We start from the raw sequence: 17,311 nt of genomic DNA, 5'->3' as shown, positions 1-17,311 counted from the left end.
GTGACCAAGGACATCGACGTCCTCGTCCTCGGCGGTGCCGGTGTCGACACCATCGTCCCGGTGCCCGAACTGCCCCTTCCGTGCGCCGACAGCCACATGGTCGACGGCATCCACGCCCGCGCGGGGCAGACCGGGGACTTCGTGGCGTTGGGGCTCACCGCGCTCGGGCTGAGGGTGCACCACCTGGACTTTCTCGGGGACGACCCGGAGGGGGAGCTGGTGCGGGGGTTCCACCGGGAGCACGGGATCGAATTGACCGCGCTGCCGCAGGCCGCCGGGACGAAGAGGGCGACGAACCTGGTCGCGCCGGACGGCCGCAGGCTCTCGCTGTACGACACGAGCCGCACCCGCTTCGAGGAACGCTTCCCCGAGGACACCCTGAGGCGCCTGGCCGCCCGCAGCAGGCACGCGCACGTGTCCCTCACCCACCCCTGCGCCGAGGCGCTGACGACGCTGCGGGACACCGGAACCACCCTGTCGACGGACCTGCACGACTGGGACGGCGAGAACCCGTACCACGAACCGTTCGCGCGCCACGCGGACATCGTGTTCCTGTCCGCGACGGCCCTGCCGGACATCGAGCCGGCACTGCGCCGCATCGCGGCGAACGGAAGGGCCCACACGGTCGTCGCGACGGCGGGAGCCGACGGCGCGTACGTCCTGACGGCCAAAACCCTGACCCACGTCCCGGCGGCACCCCCGCCCGCCGAGGTCGTCGACACCAACGGCGCGGGCGACGCCTTCGCCGCCGGCTACCTGTACGGCACCGTGACCGGCGCGCCACCGCAGGAGTGCGCGCGCTACGGCACCCTCGCGGGCGCGTACGCGTGCACCGTCCCGGCGACCAAGACATCGGCCCTGCCCAGAACTGCCCTGCCCAGAACGGCCCACCCCTGACACCCCCGCCTCCCCAACGCCGTCTTCTGCACAGGAGTTGACCGATGTACCGTCCCGCGCATGCCTGTACGCAAGCGCTCCACGACCTGGAGACCCCTCACAGCGGCCACGCTCACCTTGCTGGCGGCCTCCCTCCTCACCCCCACGACAGCCCAGGCGGCCTCCCGCGAGAGCCTGCCGGTCTACTCCTACGACAAGGCGATACGCCAGTCCGTCTGGGTCGACACGGGCCTGGACGGGGACGGCGACGGCAAGAAGGACCGCGTGGCCGTCGACATCGTCCGCCCGCGCGAACCGGCCCAGCAGGGCCGTAAGGTGCCGGTCATCATGGACGCCAGCCCCTACTACTCCTGCTGCGGCCGGGGCAACGAGGGCCAGCGCAAGACGTACGACGCGAACGGGCGCGTCGTCCAGATGCCGCTCTTCTACGACAACTACTTCGTGCCGCGCGGCTACGCGTTCATCGGCGTCGACCTCGCCGGCACCAACCGCTCCGACGGCTGTATCGACATCGGCGGCCCCTCCGACATCGGCTCGGCCAAGGCCGTCGTCGACTGGCTGAACGGCCGCGCCACCGCGTACACGACCCGTACCGGCACCACCACCGCGAAGGCCGACTGGACCAACGGCCGCACCGGCATGATCGGCAAGAGCTGGGACGGCACGATCGCCAACGGCGTCGCCGCGACCGGCGTCCAGGGCCTGAAGACGATCGTCCCGATCAGCGCGATCTCCTCCTGGTACGACTACTACTTCCAGCAGGGCGCCCCGCTGTACGACGGCGGCCCCGACGAACTCGCCGACGCCGTCGAGAGCCCCGCCGCCCGCGCCAAGTGCGCCGCCGCGCAGCAGCGCCTCAGGGACGGCGCGCCGCGCACCGGCGACTGGACGCCCATGTGGACCGGCAGCGACTACGTCAAGGACGCCGGCAAGGTGAAGGCCAGCGTCTTCGCCGTGCACGGCGTGCAGGACCTCAACGTCCGTACGAAGCACCTCGGCCAGTGGTGGGACGCGCTCGCGCAGCACGGCGTCAAGCGCAAGATCTGGCTCTCCCAGACGGGCCACGTCGACCCCTTCGACTTCCGCCGCGCCACCTGGGTCGACACCCTGCACCGCTGGTTCGACCACGAACTCCTCGGCTACGACAACGGCATCGACCGCGAGCCCACGGCCGACGTCGAACGCCACCCGGACCAGTGGGAGACGTCCCGCGCCTGGCCCCCGGCCGGCACGAAGGCGACGACCCTCCACCCCACGACCGGCACCCGGCCGGGCGTCGGCGCGCTCGGCCCGCGCCGGGGCACCGGCACGGAGACGTTCACCGACAACCCCGCGCTGAACGAGGCCGACTGGGCCGCGCACATCGACACCGCGACGCCCGAGAAGGCCGGCTTCGTCACCGGCCCGCTCACCCGTGACCTGCGCCTCGCCGGCTCCCCGACGGTCACCGTCACCGCGACGCCCACGACCCCGACGGCCCACCTCTCCGCCGTCCTCGTCGACCTCGGTCCCGACACCATCCGCGACTACGCGGCGGCGGGCGAGGGCATCTCGACGCTCACGAACCGCACCTGCTGGGGCGCGAGCACGGCCGGCGACAGCGCCTGCTTCAAGGAGACGGCGGCCCGCACGACCGACGTCGAGTACAACGTCGTCAGCCGGGGCTGGGCCGACCTCGGCACCTCCGCCGACCCCGGCCACGGCGTCCCGCTCACCCCGGGCAAGCCCTACACCCTCACGATCGACCTGGGCGCCACCGACCACGTCGTCCCGGCGGGCCACCGCCTCGCCCTGATCGTCGCGGGCACCGACAAGAACCTCGTCGAACCCCCTGCCGACACCCCGACCCTGACCCTCGACCTCGCCCGCACCTCGGCGAGCCTCCCCCTCGTCGGCGGCGCCCCCGCCTTCACCCGGGCGACCGGCGGCACACTCCCCGTCCCGCCGAGGACCCACGCCCCGCTGGACGGCGTGGGCCCGCTGCCCGAGGCCCGACGCATGCCGTAACCCATCACGCCCCACCCCACACGGCGCCGCAGGCCAACCCCTGCGGCGCCGTGCCTCAAGCCCTCACCCCCGACCCCCTCAACCCCCCTCCACCATCCCCGCAGCCTCCCGGGCGCACCCCCAGGCCACCGTCACCCCCGCACCCCCGTGCCCGTAGTGATGCACCACCACCCGACCGTCACCCAGCACCCCCCGTTCCAGCCGCACCGCCTCCCGGGCCGGCCGCAACCCCACCCGGTGCCCCAGCACCCGCGCCCCCGCGATCTCGGGCCGCAGCGCCGCGCACCGGCGGACGATCGCCTCCGCGACGGCGGGATCCGGCGTGCGGGACCAGACGCCCTCCTCGGCCGTACCGCCGAGCAGCAGCCGGCCGGGCTGAGGGAGGAAGTACGTCAGAGACCCGTCCGCCCCGTCGGACACCACCCAGTGCTCGACCCCGGGATTCTCGACGACGACCAACTGCCCGCGCACCGGCCGCACTCCGTCGTCACCGGCCAGCTCCCGCGCCCCGAGCCCGGCGCAGTTCACCACCACGGCCGAGTCCGCCTCGGCGAGGTCGGACACCGTGCACAGCTCCACGCTCCCGCCCGCCCGCTCCAACCGCCCCCGCAGCCACGGCAGATACGCGGCCATGTCGACGAGCGGCAGCCGCGCCCACAACCCCGGCCCGGCCGCGTACTCGTCCGGCGTCGCGGCCCGCAGCCCCGGCACGGTCCCGGCCAGCCACCCGACCTCGTCGAGCGACGTCTCCCCGAGCACCCCCTCGGCCATCCGCACCCCGGCCTCCGGCACGTCCGCCGCCAGCTCCCGGTACACCGCGAACGACTCCAACGCCCAGCCGCGCGCGGCGACTTGAGGCTCGATGTGGTACGGCCACCACAGCGCGCCCGCGACCGACGACGTCGTCTCCTCGACCGCCTCCCGTGTCCACACCCGCACCCGCCACCCCCGCTCGGCGAGCACGACCCCGGTCGTCAGCCCGACGACCCCGCCACCCACGATCACCACGTCACGGCTCATCCCCCGAACCTCCCCACGACGACCGCCCTCCAAGCGGTCCGTGGAAACCCCGAAGCCCCCACCCCCGAACCCCCGCTAGGATCTACCCTCTGTGACCGCCACCCTCGTCGCCAAGAACCTCGCCGCCGGCCACGGCGACCGCTCCCTCTTCTCCGGACTCGACCTCGTCGTGGCCCCCGGGGACGTGATCGGCCTGGTCGGGGCCAACGGAGCGGGCAAGTCCACGCTGCTCAGACTGCTCGCGGGCCTGACCGCCCCGGAGGAGGGCGAACTCAGGCTCTCCCCGCCCACCGCGTCCGTCGGCCACCTCCCGCAGGAGCCCGAACGCCGCCCCGGCGAGACGGTCCGCGAGTTCCTGGCCCGCAGGACCGGCGTCGCCGAGGCCCAGCGCCTGATGGACGAGTCCGCCCAGGGCCTCGCCGACGGCGTCCCCGGCGCCGACGACGCCTACGCCCTGCACCTGGAGCGCTGGCTCGACCTCGGCGGCGCCGACCTCGACGAACGCGCGGAGGAGACCGCGGCCTCCCTCGGCCTCGCCGTCGGCCTCGACCAGCCGATGACGGCCCTCTCCGGCGGCCAGGCCGCCCGCGCGGGCCTCGCCTCGCTGCTCCTGTCCCGCTACGACGTCTTCCTCCTCGACGAGCCCACCAACGACCTCGACCTCGACGGCCTGGACCGCCTCGAACGCTTCGTCACCGGCCTGCGCGCCGGCACGGTCGTCGTCAGCCACGACCGCGAGTTCCTGACCCGCACGGTCACCAAGGTCCTCGAACTCGACCTCGCGCAGGGCCAGGTCAACCTGTACGGCGGCGGCTACGACGCCTACCTCGAAGAGCGCGCCACCGCCCGCCGGCACGCCCGCGACGACTACGAGGAGTACGCCGGCAAGCGCGCCGCCCTCCAGGACCGCGCCCAGATGCAGCGCTCCTGGATGGACAAGGGTGTCAAGAACGCCCGGCGCAAGGCGAACAACGACAACGACAAGATCGGCCGCAAGTTCCGCAGCGAGGCCAGCGAGAAGCAGGCGGCGAAGGCCCGCCAGACCCAGCGGATGATCGAACGCCTGGACGTCGTCGAGGAGCCCCGCAAGGAGTGGGAACTCCGCATGGAGATCGCCGCCGCGCCCCGCTCCGGCGCGGTCGTGGCCTCCCTGCGCGACGCGCGCGTGCGCCTGGGCGACTTCGAGTTCGGCCCGGTCACCCTCCAGGTCGACTGGGCGGACCGGGTCGCCGTGACCGGCGCGAACGGGGCGGGGAAGTCGACCCTGCTGGCCGCGCTGCTCGGCCGCCTCCCCCTCGACTCGGGCCACGCGGCCCTGGGCTCCGGCGTCCTGGTCGGCGAGGTCGACCAGGCCCGCAAGCTGTTCTACGGCCCGGAGTCGCTGCTGGACGCGTTCTGCGAGGCCGTCCCGGACACGGAACCGGCAGAAGTCCGCACCCTCCTGGCCAAGTTCGGCCTGAAGGCGGACCACGTCCTGCGCCCGGCGGCGACGCTCTCACCGGGCGAGCGGACCAGGGCGGGCCTGGCGCTGCTCCAGGGCAAGGGCGTCAACCTCCTGGTCCTGGACGAGCCGACCAACCACCTCGACCTGCCGGCGATCGAGCAGCTGGAATCGGCGCTGGACGCCTACGAGGGCACGCTGCTCCTGGTCACCCACGACCGCAGAATGCTGGACGCGGTGCGGGTGACCCGCCGCCTTCGGGTCAACGCAGGCCAGGTGGAAGTTTTTTAGGGGCGCGGGGAACTGCGCGACCAGCCACATCGGCCCCGCAGTCCCCCACGAAACCTTTACCGCTTCCCCCTCTTGGGATTCACCAACCCCGCTTTCCTCAAAGCATCCGCCATCGCACTGTTGGCCGGAGCCGGCGCAGGCCGCTGCTGAGGCGGACGCCCACCACCTCGCTGACGCCGCTCCCCACCCCCGCCGGAGGCAACTGCCTCGTCGTCCAGCCGCAGCGTCAGCGCGATCCGCTTGCGGGGGATGTCCACGTCGAGGACCTTCACCTTGACGATGTCCCCCGGCTTCACCACGTCCCGGGGGTCCTTGACGAAGGTCTTGGACATGGCCGACACGTGCACGAGACCGTCCTGGTGCACACCGACGTCGACGAACGCCCCGAACGCGGCCACGTTCGTGACGACCCCTTCGAGGACCATCCCCGACGCGAGGTCGGCGATCTTCTCGACGCCCTCCTTGAACGTGGCGGTCTTGAACGCGGGCCGGGGGTCGCGCCCCGGCTTCTCCAGCTCCCGGAGGATGTCGGAGACGGTCGGCAGCCCGAACGTCTCGTCGACGAAGTCACCCGCCCGCAGCGACCGCAGCACCCCCGTGTTCCCGATCAGCGCGGCGACCTCCTGCCCGGACGTCTTCACCATCCGCCGGACGACGGGATACGCCTCGGGGTGGACGCTGGACGCGTCCAGCGGGTCGTCCCCGCCCCGGATCCGCAGGAACCCGGCGCACTGCTCGTACGCCTTGGGCCCGAGCCGGGCCACCTTCTTCAGCTCGGTCCGCGACCGGAACGGCCCGTTGGCGTCGCGGTGGGCCACGATGTTCTCGGCGAGCGTCGACGTCACCCCGGAGACCCGGGCGAGCAAGGGCGCGGACGCCGTGTTGACGTCGACCCCGACGCCGTTCACACAGTCCTCGACGACCGCGTCCAGCGAGCGGGAGAGCTTCACCTCGGACAGGTCGTGCTGGTACTGGCCGACCCCGATCGACTTCGGGTCGATCTTCACCAGCTCGGCGAGCGGGTCCTGGAGCCGGCGCGCGATGGAGACGGCGCCGCGCAGCGAGACGTCCATACCGGGCAGTTCCTGCGAGGCGAACACGGACGCCGAGTACACGGACGCGCCGGCCTCGGAGACCATCACCTTCGTCAGCTTCAACTCGGGGTGCTTGGTGATGAGTTCACCGGCGAGCTTGTCGGTCTCGCGGGACGCGGTGCCGTTGCCGATCGCGACCAGCTCGACCGCGTGCTCCTTCGCGAGGCGCGCGAGCTTGGCGATCGCCTCGTCCCACTTGTTCGCCGGGACGTGCGGGTGGATGACGTCCGTGGCGACGACCTTGCCGGTCGCGTCGACGACGGCGACCTTCACGCCCGTGCGGAAGCCGGGGTCGAGGCCGAGCGTCGCGCGCGTGCCCGCGGGGGCGGCGAGGAGGAGGTCGCGGAGGTTGGCGGCGAACACGTTCACCGCCTCGTCCTCGGCGGCCGTGCGCAGGCGCAGGCGGATGTCGATGCCGAGGTGGACGAGGATGCGGGTGCGCCAGGCCCAGCGGACCGTGTCGAGCAGCCACTTGTCGGCCGGGCGGCCCCGCTCGGCGATCCCGAACCGGGAGGCGATGATCGGCTCGTACGAGGAGGAGACGGCGCCCTCCTGGGGCTCCTCCGGCTCCAGGACGAGGTCCAGGACCTCCTCCTTCTCGCCCCGCAGCATCGCCAGGATCCGGTGCGAGGGCAGCGCCGTGAACGGCTCGGCGAAGTCGAAGTAGTCGGCGAACTTGGCGCCCGCCTCCTCCTTGCCCGCGCGGACCTTCGCGGCCAGCCGCCCGCGCGTCCACATCCGCTCGCGGACCTCGCCGATCAGGTCGGCGTCCTCCGAGAACCGCTCGGTGAGGATCGCCCGCGCGCCGTCCAGGGCGACCTGCGGGTCGGCGACGCCCTTCTCCGCGTCCACGAACGCCGCAGCGGCGGCCAGCGGGTCGACGGACGGGTCACCGAGCAGGCCCTCGGCGAGCGGTTCGAGGCCCGCCTCGCGCGCGATCTGGGCCTTCGTACGCCGCTTCGGCTTGTAGGGGAGGTAGATGTCCTCCAGGCGCGCCTTCGTCTCGGCGCCCCGGATGCGCGCCGCCAGCTCGTCGGTGAGCTTGCCCTGTTCGCGGACCGACTCCAGGATCGCCGCCCGCCGCTCCTCCAGCTCGCGCAGGTAGCGCAGGCGCTCCTCGATCGTGCGCAGTTGCGCGTCGTCGAGCGTCTCCGTCGCCTCCTTGCGGTAGCGGGCGATGAACGGCACCGTCGAGCCGCCGTCGAGCAGCTCCACGGCCGCCCTGACCTGCCGCTCCCGTACGCCGAGCTCCTCGGCGATCCTGCCTTCGATGGACCCTGCTTCGGTCACGACCCGTACCGCCTTCTCCACGTCAGCTTGCGTCGCAATTGTGGCAGGTGCCACTGACAGCGGGTGACCCGGACGCGGAATCGGCCACGCCGGAAAAGCTGGGAAGCCCGTCATCGCGGCCCCCCGAACACCCGCGAAGAACCAGGAACATGGCGGAACGCACCACCCTCGTCGACGGCGCCCAGAGCCCCGACGCGACCGGCCCGGCAGAGGTCTTCGCAGACGCCGACACGTCCGCCCCCGGCAGCCACCGGATCACTGGCCATGGAGTACGACCCTCAGCCCCCGTACGACGCGGGGTCCCGGGGGAAGGCCCCTCACACCCGCCACTCGAACCGGGGAGCCCGCCGCTCCATGAACGCGGCCACCCCCTCGGCGATGTCCCCGCTCCCGCGCTCGGTCTCGGCCCAGAACGCCTCGCGATCGTCCTGCCCGTTCACGAACTCCTTCGCCGCCGCCTGCGTGAGGCGCGAGCGCGAGAGCAGGATGCGGGTGAACTCGTCGACGCGCTTGTCGAGTTCGCCCTCGGGCAGTACCTCGTCGACGAGACCGGTGCGCAGGGCGCGCTCCGTGCTGATCAGTTCGCCGGAGAACAGCAGCCACTTGGCGGTGGCGGGTCCGACGAGGGAGACGAGGCGGCGGGTCGTGGACGCCGGGTAGACGAGGCCGAGCTTCGCGGGCGTGACGCCGAACAGGGCGCCCTCCTCGGCGAACCGCAGATCGCAGGCCACCGCCAACTGCGCCCCGCCGCCCACGCAGTGCCCCCGCACGGCGGCCAGCGTCGGCTTCGGGAACGCCGCGAGGGCGTCCTCCGCGAGCACCGCCAGCTCCCGCGCCTCGTCGGCCGAGTCGCCCATGGCGGAGATGTCGGCGCCCGCGCAGAACGTGCCGCCCTCACCGGTCAGCACCAGCACCCCCACGCGCGGGTCGCCCGCGAGGGAGTCGAGCAGCGGCGGCAGGGCGCGCCACATCGCGGGGGTCATGGCGTTGCGCCGGGCGGTGTGGCCGATGACGACGGTGGCGACCGAGTCGGCGACGTGGTGGGACAGGCGGGGCTCCATGGGAGGCGATGCTAACCGCCGCCCGGAGGGACGATTCCGGCAACCGTGTGATCAACGAACCGGTCGCAAACGTAAACCGTCACCCCTGAGGACATGCGAAACGATCAATACCGATCGATGCCGGGCGAATTGTGCCCAGTCAACCGGAGTGAACGCTCCCTCTCCCAACACTCGACGTGTGGTGACAACCGAGCACAGAGGCGGCGACCGGACAATGGACGACCACGGGCGCGGGCCCGACCCACGCCCCCAGGACAGCGACAGCACGACCGGACAGGCGCCCGGCCCGTTGCCGTACGAGGGAGTCTGGAGGTTCACCGCGCCGGCGGTGGAAGCCTCGGTCCCGCAGGCCCGCAGGGCCGTACGCGACCTGCTGCGCAGGCAGGGGGTGCCCGTCGCGGACGACGTCGTCGACGGCCTCCTGCTGATCGTGTCGGAGCTGGTGACCAACGCCGTCAAGCACGCGGCGCTGCTCTCCCCGACGCTCGCGCTGGAGGTGGCCGTCGGCGCGGAATGGGTGCGGGTGTCCGTCGAGGACAGCCACCCCTACCGCCCGACCGCCCTGGAGAACCCCCACAGCCCGACCGGCGGGCGGGGTCTGCTGCTCGTGCGGGAGGTCACCCGGGAGGCGGGCGGGGTGTGCGACGTCGAGCACACGACGACGGGTGGCAAGGTCATCTGGGCGGCCCTTCCGCTGAAACCTTTGCGCACGGGCTGACCAGCCGCTTCGCGCGACGGCCGGCCCCCGGCTCACCAGCCGGCCATGTCGCCCGTCAGCTCGCGGACGGCGGGCCGGGCGGCGTCCAGGACGGTCATGAACCAGGAGGAGAACGGATCCTTCGCGTGCCGCTCGGCCAGCTCCGCAGCCGTCACGAAGGCCGTGTCGCCGACCTCCTCCGGGTCCGGCCGCGGCGGCGACTGCACGAGACCGACGAAGAGGTGGTTGTACTCCTGCTCCACCAGGCCGGACTCCGGGTCCGGGTGGTTGTAGCGGACCGTGCCCGCCTGCGCCATCAGCGACGGCGAGACGCCCAGCTCCTCGTGGGTGCGCCGGGCCGCCGCCGCGAACGGGGCCTCGCCGGGGTAGGGGTGGCCGCAGCACGTGTTGGACCACACGCCGGGGGAGTGGTACTTGCCCAGGGCCCGCTGCTGGAGCAGCAGCCGGCCCTGTTCGTCGAAGAGGAACACCGAGAACGCGCGGTGCAGCTGTCCCGGCGGCTGGTGCGCGGTCAGCTTCTCGGCGGTGCCGATCGTGACGCCGTCCTCGTCGACCAGTTCGAGCAGAATCGGGTCCGCGGTGCCGTTCGGTGAACTGTGCGTCGTGGTCGCAGGTGTGATCGGCATACCCATCCTTAGCATCGGTCCTGGCGCCCCCCAGTCTGCCGCACACGTCCGGCTCTCCCGACGTCGAGCCGTGCCGGGAACGGGGCCCGAAGGGTGATCTTGCCCGCCCCGGACGCCCCGGAACCGCCCGGAGCGGGACCCGGGGCGGCAAAGCAACCCGGACGAGTGGCCCGTCGCAAACCTGCCCGATGATCCGATCGTCCGACCACCCGAACAAGCCCCGCACCCCGCGCCACCCCTCAGTGGCAGAGCCGCGCCTCGTGCTCCGCGTGCCCGCTCGGCTCCAGCTGGAACGTGCAGTGCTCCACGTCGAAGTGGTGCCCGAGACACCCCTGCAGATCGTGCAGCAGCTTCTCGTGGCCGACCGCGTCGAGCACGTCGGAGCGGACGACGACGTGCGCGGACAGCACCGGCAGCCCCGAGGTGATCGTCCAGGCGTGCAGGTCGTGGACGTCCTCCACCCCGTCGAGCGCGAGGATGTGACTGCGCACCTCGGCCATGTCGACGTCCTTCGGCGCGGACTCCAGCAGCACGTCCAGCGTCTCGCGCAGCAGCTTGACCGTCCGCGGCACGATCATCAGCCCGATGACCAGCGAGGCGATCGGGTCGGCCGCCTGCCAGCCGGTCGTCAGGATCACCACGGCCGACACCAGCACCGCCACCGACCCGAGGGCGTCGGCGACGACCTCCAGGAACGCGCCCCGCACGTTCAGGCTCTCCTGCTGGCCCCGCATCAGCAGCGTGAGCGAGATCATGTTCGCGACCAGGCCGATCGCGCCGAACACGATCATCAGCCCGCCCTCGGTCGGCGCGGGCGTGAAGAACCGCGACACCGCCTCGTACAGCACGTACCCGCCGACCCCGAGCAGCAGCAGGCAGTTCGCCAGCGCCGCCAGGATCTCCGCGCGGGCCAGCCCGAACGTCCGGTGCGTGCTCGCCGGCCGCCCCGCGAACCGGATCGCCAGCAGCGCCATCCCGAGGCCCACGGCGTCGGTGGCCATGTGGGCCGCGTCCGCGACCAGCGCCAGCGAGTCCGCCGCGATCCCGCCGACGATCTCCACGACCATCACACCGAGCGTGATCCCCAGCGCGATCCGCAGCCGCCCGGCGTACGCCGCCGCGGCCGTCCCGCCCTGCGGCGCGTGGCTGTGCCCGTGATCGTGTCCAGCCCCCATGAAACCGTCCTCCCGCCACTCGTCCGGCCCACAGTGAACTACGGGTGGGGGGTATCCGGCAACGCGGCACTGAACACCGTTGTCATGTGCTCTGACCTGCGCAAACGAACCGCAGGTCAGACAGTCGCGGCCCGCCGTGTCCGTGCCCCGCGCTCACGCCCGCCGCACCGCGTCCTCACCCCCGGTGACGACCCCCGCCCGCGGTTTGTCCGCAACCCCCTTGATCACCCATGATGATCTCGCCCAGGCCCGGTGTGGACGGTCTTGAGCACGGCTGAACGGGCAGTGAACGGGAGCCTTCCGCTATCCGATAGCCTCTGCCGTCATGCCGCCCGCCCCGCTTTCGGGAGCGGGGCATCGGGAAAACGTCGTACGTGGCCGGGGCGCGCCGGCACTCAGGGAGTGAGTTCGGTTGTCGACCGCCATCCTCGCCGGCTCTCCGGTCCCCGGATCCTCGATCGAGGCGGACCTGAGAGCGCTGGGGTTCGAGGTCAGGACGGTCGCCGGCGCCGCCGAGGCGGAACGCGCGATGGCGCGGACCCCCTGCGAGGAGCGCGTCGCGCTGGTGGACGCCCGCTTCGTGGGCCACCTCCACGCGCTGCGCCTCGCCCTGACCGACCCCCGCTTCCCGCTGGCCGCCGTCCCCGGCGTCGTGGTGGCCCGCGCCGACGCACGGGCCACGCTGACGCGGGCGCTGGCGCGCGAGACGTCGGCGGGCGGCCGTACCGCCACCGCCGTCGACAGCCTGGCCGACCGGGTCGTCACGGCCCTCGACGCCGAGGGCGCCGCCGTGCACAGGCCCGCGCTCGGCAGCCTCGTCGCCGTCGTCCCGCGGGATCCGCAGGCCAGGAGCGAGGCGCGGGAGGCCGTCGCCGCCGTCGACGAGGAGGCCGTCCGCCTCCGGTCGTCCGTGAAGTCGGGCGACGGGTTCTTCACGACCTTCTTCATCAGCCCCTACTCCCGCTACCTGGCCCGCTGGTGCGCCCGCCGGGGCCTGACCCCCAACCAGGTCACCACGGCCTCCCTGCTGACGGCCCTGATCGCGGCCGGCTGCGCGGCGACCGGCACCCGCACCGGGTTCGTCGCGGCCGGCGCCTTGCTGATCGTGTCGTTCGTCCTGGACTGCACGGACGGCCAGCTCGCCCGCTACGCCCTCAAGTACTCGACGCTCGGCGCCTGGCTCGACGCGACCTTCGACCGGGCCAAGGAGTACGCGTACTACGCCGGCCTCGCCCTCGGAGCGGCGCGCGGCGGCGACGACGTGTGGGGGCTCGCGCTGGCCGCGATGGCGGTGCAGACCGTGCGGCACATGGTCGACTTCGCCTACCACGAGGCCGAGGACGACGTCGCCCCGCCCGCGACCGGCCCCGTCAAGAAGGTGGGCCTGTCCGTCTGGGTGCGCCGCATGATCATCCTGCCGATCGGCGAACGCTGGGCGATGATCGCGGTCCTGACGGCCGCCGCCACCCCCCGGATCACCTTCTACGCCCTGCTGATCGGCTGCGGCCTCGCGGCCCTCTACACCACCGCCGGCCGCGTCCTGCGCTCGCTGCGCCGCCGTACGCCCAACACGGAGCGCTCCGCGCGGGCGCTGGCGGACATGGCGGACAACGGCGCGCTCGTCGAGGCGCTGCACCCGGTGGCACGCCGGATCGGCGTCCGCGACCACGGCACCCTCGCCCGCGTCGGCACGGTCGCCGGCACCGCGGCACCGCTGCTGCTCGCCGTCGCCCTCGCGGGGTACGGCAGCGGCTGGGCCGTCCTGTTCGCCGCCCTCCACGTCCTCGCCTCGGCGACCGTCACCGCCCGGCCCCTCACCGGCCCCCTCGACTGGCTGATCGTCCCCCTCTTCCGTACCGCCGAGTACGCCACCGTCCTCCTCCTCGCCGCGCGCGCGGAGGTGAACGGAGCGCTTCCGGCGGCTTTCGGGCTGGTGGCCGCCGTCGCCTACCATCACTACGACACGGTGTACCGCATCCGCGGTGGCGCCGGAGCGCCGCCGGCCTGGCTGGTGCGCGCCACCGGGGGGCAGGAGGGACGGACGCTGCTCGCCTGCGTCCTCGCCGCCCTGCTCACCGGGGAGCCGTTCACGCTCGCGCTCACGGCGCTCGCCGTGGCCGTCGCCCTGCTGGTGCTCGTCGAGAGCATCCGCTTCTGGGTCGCCGCACACAAGGCCGGCGCCCCAGCCGTACACGACGAAGGAGAATCCGCATGATCGGCCTCGTGCTGGCGGCCGGCGCAGGCCGGAGACTGCGCCCCTACACCGACACCCTGCCCAAGGCCCTGGTGCCGGTGGACGGCGACACGACCGTCCTCGACCTGACCCTCGGCAACTTCGCCGAGATCGGCCTCACCGAGGTCGCGATCATCGTCGGGTACCGCAAGGAGGCCGTCTACGAGCGCAAGGCCGCCCTGGAGGCCAAGTACGGCCTGACGCTCACGCTCATCGACAACGACAAGGCCGAGGAGTGGAACAACGCCTACTCCCTGTGGTGCGGCCGTGACGCCCTCAAGGACGGCGTGATCCTCGCCAACGGCGACACCGTCCACCCGGTCTCCGTCGAGAGGACGCTGCTCGCCGCGCGCGGCGACGGCAAGCGGATCATCCTCGCCCTCGACACGGTCAAGTCCCTGGCCGACGAGGAGATGAAGGTCGTCGCCGACCCCGAGAAGGGCGTCAGCAAGATCACCAAGCTGATGGACCCCGCCGAGGCGACGGGCGAGTACATCGGTGTCACCCTCATCGAGGGCGAGGCCACCGACGCGCTGGCCGACGCGCTCAAGACCGTCTGGGAGACCGACCCGCAGCAGTTCTACGAGCACGGCTACCAGGAGCTGGTCAACCGGGGCTTCCAGATCGACGTGGCGCCCATCGGCGACGTCAAGTGGGTCGAGATCGACAACCACGACGACCTGGCCAAGGGGCGGGAGATCGCATGCCAGTACTGACCCGGCTGATCCCGTCGCCGGTCGTCGTGGACATCCGCCCGGGTGCCCTCGACGACCTGGCCGGGGTCCTCGCCGACGAGCGCATCTCGCACTCGGGAAAGCTGGCCGTCGCGGTGAGCCCCGGCTCCGGGGCCCGCCTCAAGGAGCGGCTGCTGCCGCTGCTGCCGGGCGCGAGCTGGTACGAGGTCGGGGGCGGCACCCTCGACGACGCGATCCAGCTCGCCGGCGCCATAAAGGCCGGCCACTACGACGCCGTCGTCGGGCTCGGCGGCGGGAAGATCATCGACTGCGCGAAGTTCGCCGCCGCGCGGGTCGGGCTGCCGCTGGTGGCCGTCGCCACCAACCTCGCGCACGACGGCCTGTGTTCACCGGTCGCGACCCTCGACAACGACGCGGGCCGCGGCTCCTACGGCGTGCCGAACCCGATCGCCGTCGTGATCGACCTGGAACTGGTCCGCGAGGCCCCCGTCCGCTTCGTGCGGTCCGGCATCGGCGACGCCATCTCCAACATCTCGGCGGTCGCCGACTGGGAGCTGTCGAACCGGGTCAACGGCGAGAAGATCGACGGCCTCGCCGCCGCCATGGCCCGCCAGGCGGGCGAGGCGGTGCTGCGCCACCCCGGCGGCGTCGGCGACGACGGGTTCCTCCAGGTCCTCGCCGAGGCGTTGGTCCTCACCGGGATCGCGATGTCCGTCTCCGGCGACTCCCGGCCCTCCTCCGGCGCCTGCCACGAGATCAACCACGCGTTCGACCTGCTGTTCCCCAAGCGCGCCGCCGCCCACGGCGAACAGTGCGGACTCGGTGCCGCGTTCGCCATGTACCTGCGGGGCGCCCACGAGGAGTCCGCGTACATGGCGGAGGTCCTGCGCCGGCACGGGCTGCCGGTGCTGCCGGAGGAGATCGGCTTCAGCGTGGACGAGTTCGTCCAGGCCGTCGAGTTCGCCCCGCAGACCCGCCCCGGCCGCTACACGATCCTCGAACACCTCGACCTCAAGACCGACCAGATCAAGGACGTCTACGCCGACTATGTCAAGGCCATCGGTAGCTGAACTCCGGCCCGTCGTGCACCCCGCCGGGGTCAAGGACCGGCGCAGCGGCGAGCACTGGATGGGCCGCCTCTACATGCGCGAGGTGTCCCTCAGGGTCGACCGGTACCTGGTCAACACGCGCGTCACGCCGAACCAGTTGACGTACCTGATGACCGTCTGCGGCGTCCTGGCCGCGCCCGCGCTGCTGGTGCCCGGCATCTGGGGCGCCGTCCTCGGCGTCGTCGCCGTCCAGCTCTACCTGCTGCTGGACTGCGTCGACGGGGAGATCGCACGCTGGCGCAAGCAGTACTCGCTGGCCGGGGTCTACCTGGACCGGGTCGGCGCCTACCTGACCGACGCGGCCGTCCTCGTCGGGCTGGGTCTGCGCGCCGCCGACGTGTTCGGCACCGGGCGGATCGACTGGCTGTGGGCGTTCCTCGGGACGCTCGCCGCGCTCGGCGCGATCCTGATCAAGGCGGAGACGGACCTGGTCGGTGTGGCCCGGCACCAGAACGGGATGGCGCCGGTCAAGGAGGCGGCGTCCGAGCCGCGCTCCTCCGGGATGGCGCTCGCGCGCCGGGCCGCCGCCGCGCTCAAGTTCCACCGGCTGATCCTCGGCATCGAGGCGTCGCTGCTGATCCTGGTCCTCGCGGTCGCCGACCACTACCACGGCGACCTGTTCTGGACCCGCCTCGGCACCGCCGTGCTGGCCGGGATCGCGCTGCTGCAGACGCTGCTGCACCTGGTGTCGGTGCTGGTCTCCAGCAGGCTGAAGTGAACGCGCTGAAAGTCGGCGCCGTCGTCATCACGATGGGCAACCGCCCCGAGGAACTGCGCGCGCTGCTCGACTCGGTCGCCAAGCAGGACGGCGACCCGGTCGAGGTCGTCGTGGTCGGCAACGGCGCGCCCGTCCCGGACGTCCCCGTGGGCGTGCGCACGGTCGAACTGCCGGAGAACCTGGGCATCCCGGGCGGGCGCAACGTCGGCATCGAGGCGTTCGGGCCGAGCGGCCGGGACGTCGACATACTGCTGTTCCTCGACGACGACGGCCTGCTGCCCGAGCACGACACCGCCGAGCTGTGCCGCAGAGCGTTCGCGGACGACGCGCGCCTGGGCATCGTCAGCTTCCGCATCGCCGACCCGGACACCGGTGTCACCCAGCGCCGGCACGTGCCGAGGCTGCGGGCCGCCGACCCGATGCGCTCCTCGCGGGTCACCACGTTCCTCGGCGGCGCCAACGCCGTCCGCACCCGGGTCTTCGCGGAGGTCGGCACCCTGCCGGACGCGTTCTTCTACGCGCACGAGGAGACCGACCTGGCGTGGCGGGCCCTGGACGCGGGCTGGCTGATCGACTACCGGTCCGACCTGGTGCTGTTCCACCCGACGACCGCGCCCTCGCGGCACGCGGTCTACCACCGCATGGTGGCCCGCAACCGCGTCTGGCTCGCCCGCCGCAACCTGCCCGCCCCGCTGGTCCCCGTCTACCTCGGGGTGTGGCTGGCGCTGACCCTGCTGCGCCGGCCCTCCATACCCGCGCTGAAGGCGTGGTTCGGCGGGTTCGGGGAGGGCTGGAGAACCGACTGCGGCCCGCGCAGGCCGATGCGGTGGCGTACGGTGTGGCGGCTGACCCGGCTGGGCCGTCCGCCGATCATCTGAAAAGCTCGTCCCCGAGGTCACCCCGGGCCGCCCCGCGGCCCCCGGCTCGTGCCCGGCC

General features: G+C 72.6%; 14 protein-coding genes. 9 read left to right on the top strand and 5 right to left on the bottom strand.

Annotation, left to right across the window (positions count from 1 at the left end; genetic code table 11):
• On the top strand, positions 1-897 hold the full coding sequence (locus tag IAG44_RS06300; protein WP_187746129.1) for an adenosine kinase: 897 nt from the start codon (positions 1-3) through the stop codon (positions 895-897).
• A 60-nt stretch (positions 898-957) separates the two neighbouring features.
• Positions 958-2,904 (top strand): Xaa-Pro dipeptidyl-peptidase, encoded by a 1,947-nt coding sequence (locus IAG44_RS06295; protein ID WP_187746128.1) that lies wholly within the window; start codon positions 958-960, stop codon positions 2,902-2,904.
• A 78-nt stretch (positions 2,905-2,982) separates the two neighbouring features.
• On the opposite strand, the gene IAG44_RS06290 is transcribed toward IAG44_RS06295, so the two are convergent.
• On the bottom strand, positions 2,983-3,924 hold the full coding sequence (locus tag IAG44_RS06290) for an FAD-dependent oxidoreductase (protein WP_187746127.1): 942 nt from the start codon (positions 3,922-3,924) through the stop codon (positions 2,983-2,985).
• Between the two features lie 91 nt (positions 3,925-4,015).
• Between IAG44_RS06290 and IAG44_RS06285 the strand changes: the two genes are divergently transcribed.
• Positions 4,016-5,656: an ABC-F family ATP-binding cassette domain-containing protein gene (locus tag IAG44_RS06285; protein WP_187746126.1), complete on the top strand. Its 1,641-nt coding sequence runs from the start codon at positions 4,016-4,018 to the stop codon at positions 5,654-5,656.
• A 56-nt stretch (positions 5,657-5,712) separates the two neighbouring features.
• Here the strand turns inward: IAG44_RS06285 and IAG44_RS06280 are convergent, their stop codons facing one another.
• A complete protein-coding gene (locus tag IAG44_RS06280; protein ID WP_187746125.1) occupies positions 5,713-8,040 on the bottom strand; it encodes a Tex family protein in 2,328 nt (775 codons plus the stop codon).
• A gap of 317 nt (positions 8,041-8,357) precedes the next feature.
• The gene (locus IAG44_RS06275; RefSeq protein ID WP_187746124.1) at positions 8,358-9,101 is read right to left on the bottom strand and encodes an enoyl-CoA hydratase/isomerase family protein; all 744 of its coding nucleotides are present in this window, start codon (positions 9,099-9,101) and stop codon (positions 8,358-8,360) included.
• A gap of 214 nt (positions 9,102-9,315) precedes the next feature.
• On the opposite strand from IAG44_RS06275, the gene IAG44_RS06270 reads away from it, so the two are divergent.
• A complete protein-coding gene (locus tag IAG44_RS06270) occupies positions 9,316-9,819 on the top strand; it encodes an ATP-binding protein (RefSeq protein WP_187752536.1) in 504 nt (167 codons plus the stop codon).
• Between the two features lie 32 nt (positions 9,820-9,851).
• Here IAG44_RS06270 and idi read toward each other — a convergent pair whose 3' ends face one another.
• Positions 9,852-10,445 (bottom strand): isopentenyl-diphosphate Delta-isomerase, encoded by a 594-nt coding sequence (gene idi / locus IAG44_RS06265; RefSeq protein WP_187746123.1) that lies wholly within the window; start codon positions 10,443-10,445, stop codon positions 9,852-9,854.
• 239 nt (positions 10,446-10,684) lie between these two features.
• Positions 10,685-11,620 carry a cation diffusion facilitator family transporter gene (locus IAG44_RS06260; RefSeq protein WP_187746122.1) on the bottom strand — a complete coding sequence of 312 codons (936 nt, stop codon included), beginning with the start codon at positions 11,618-11,620 and terminating at the stop codon, positions 10,685-10,687.
• Positions 11,621-12,032: 412 nt separating this feature from the next.
• On the opposite strand from IAG44_RS06260, the gene IAG44_RS06255 reads away from it, so the two are divergent.
• Genes IAG44_RS06255 through IAG44_RS06235 form a run of 5 tightly spaced genes read left to right on the top strand, consistent with a single transcriptional unit; the run spans position 12,033 to position 17,253 of the window.
• On the top strand, positions 12,033-13,835 hold the full coding sequence (locus IAG44_RS06255) for a DUF5941 domain-containing protein (protein WP_187746121.1): 1,803 nt from the start codon (positions 12,033-12,035) through the stop codon (positions 13,833-13,835).
• Entirely contained in the window at positions 13,832-14,569 is a 738-nt protein-coding gene (locus IAG44_RS06250) for a phosphocholine cytidylyltransferase family protein (protein WP_187746120.1), read from the top strand. Before IAG44_RS06255 ends, IAG44_RS06250 begins: the two co-directional genes overlap by 4 nt.
• Positions 14,557-15,618, top strand: coding sequence for an iron-containing alcohol dehydrogenase family protein (locus IAG44_RS06245; RefSeq protein WP_187746119.1), 1,062 nt, complete (start codon positions 14,557-14,559; stop codon positions 15,616-15,618). The genes IAG44_RS06250 and IAG44_RS06245 overlap by 13 nt, the downstream gene beginning before the upstream one ends.
• Complete coding sequence (locus IAG44_RS06240) at positions 15,596-16,375, top strand: CDP-alcohol phosphatidyltransferase family protein (RefSeq protein ID WP_187746118.1); 780 nt, start codon at positions 15,596-15,598, stop codon at positions 16,373-16,375. Before IAG44_RS06245 ends, IAG44_RS06240 begins: the two co-directional genes overlap by 23 nt.
• Before the next feature lie 32 nt (positions 16,376-16,407).
• Positions 16,408-17,253, top strand: a complete 846-nt coding sequence (locus tag IAG44_RS06235; protein WP_187752535.1) for a glycosyltransferase family 2 protein — start codon at positions 16,408-16,410, stop codon at positions 17,251-17,253.
• Positions 17,254-17,311 lie beyond the last annotated feature (58 nt).

It is taken from the genome of Streptomyces roseirectus (genome assembly GCF_014489635.1).
Taxonomy (GTDB): Bacteria; Actinomycetota; Actinomycetes; order Streptomycetales; family Streptomycetaceae; genus Streptomyces; species Streptomyces roseirectus.
This window is presented reverse-complemented; position numbering and strand designations above follow the sequence as displayed.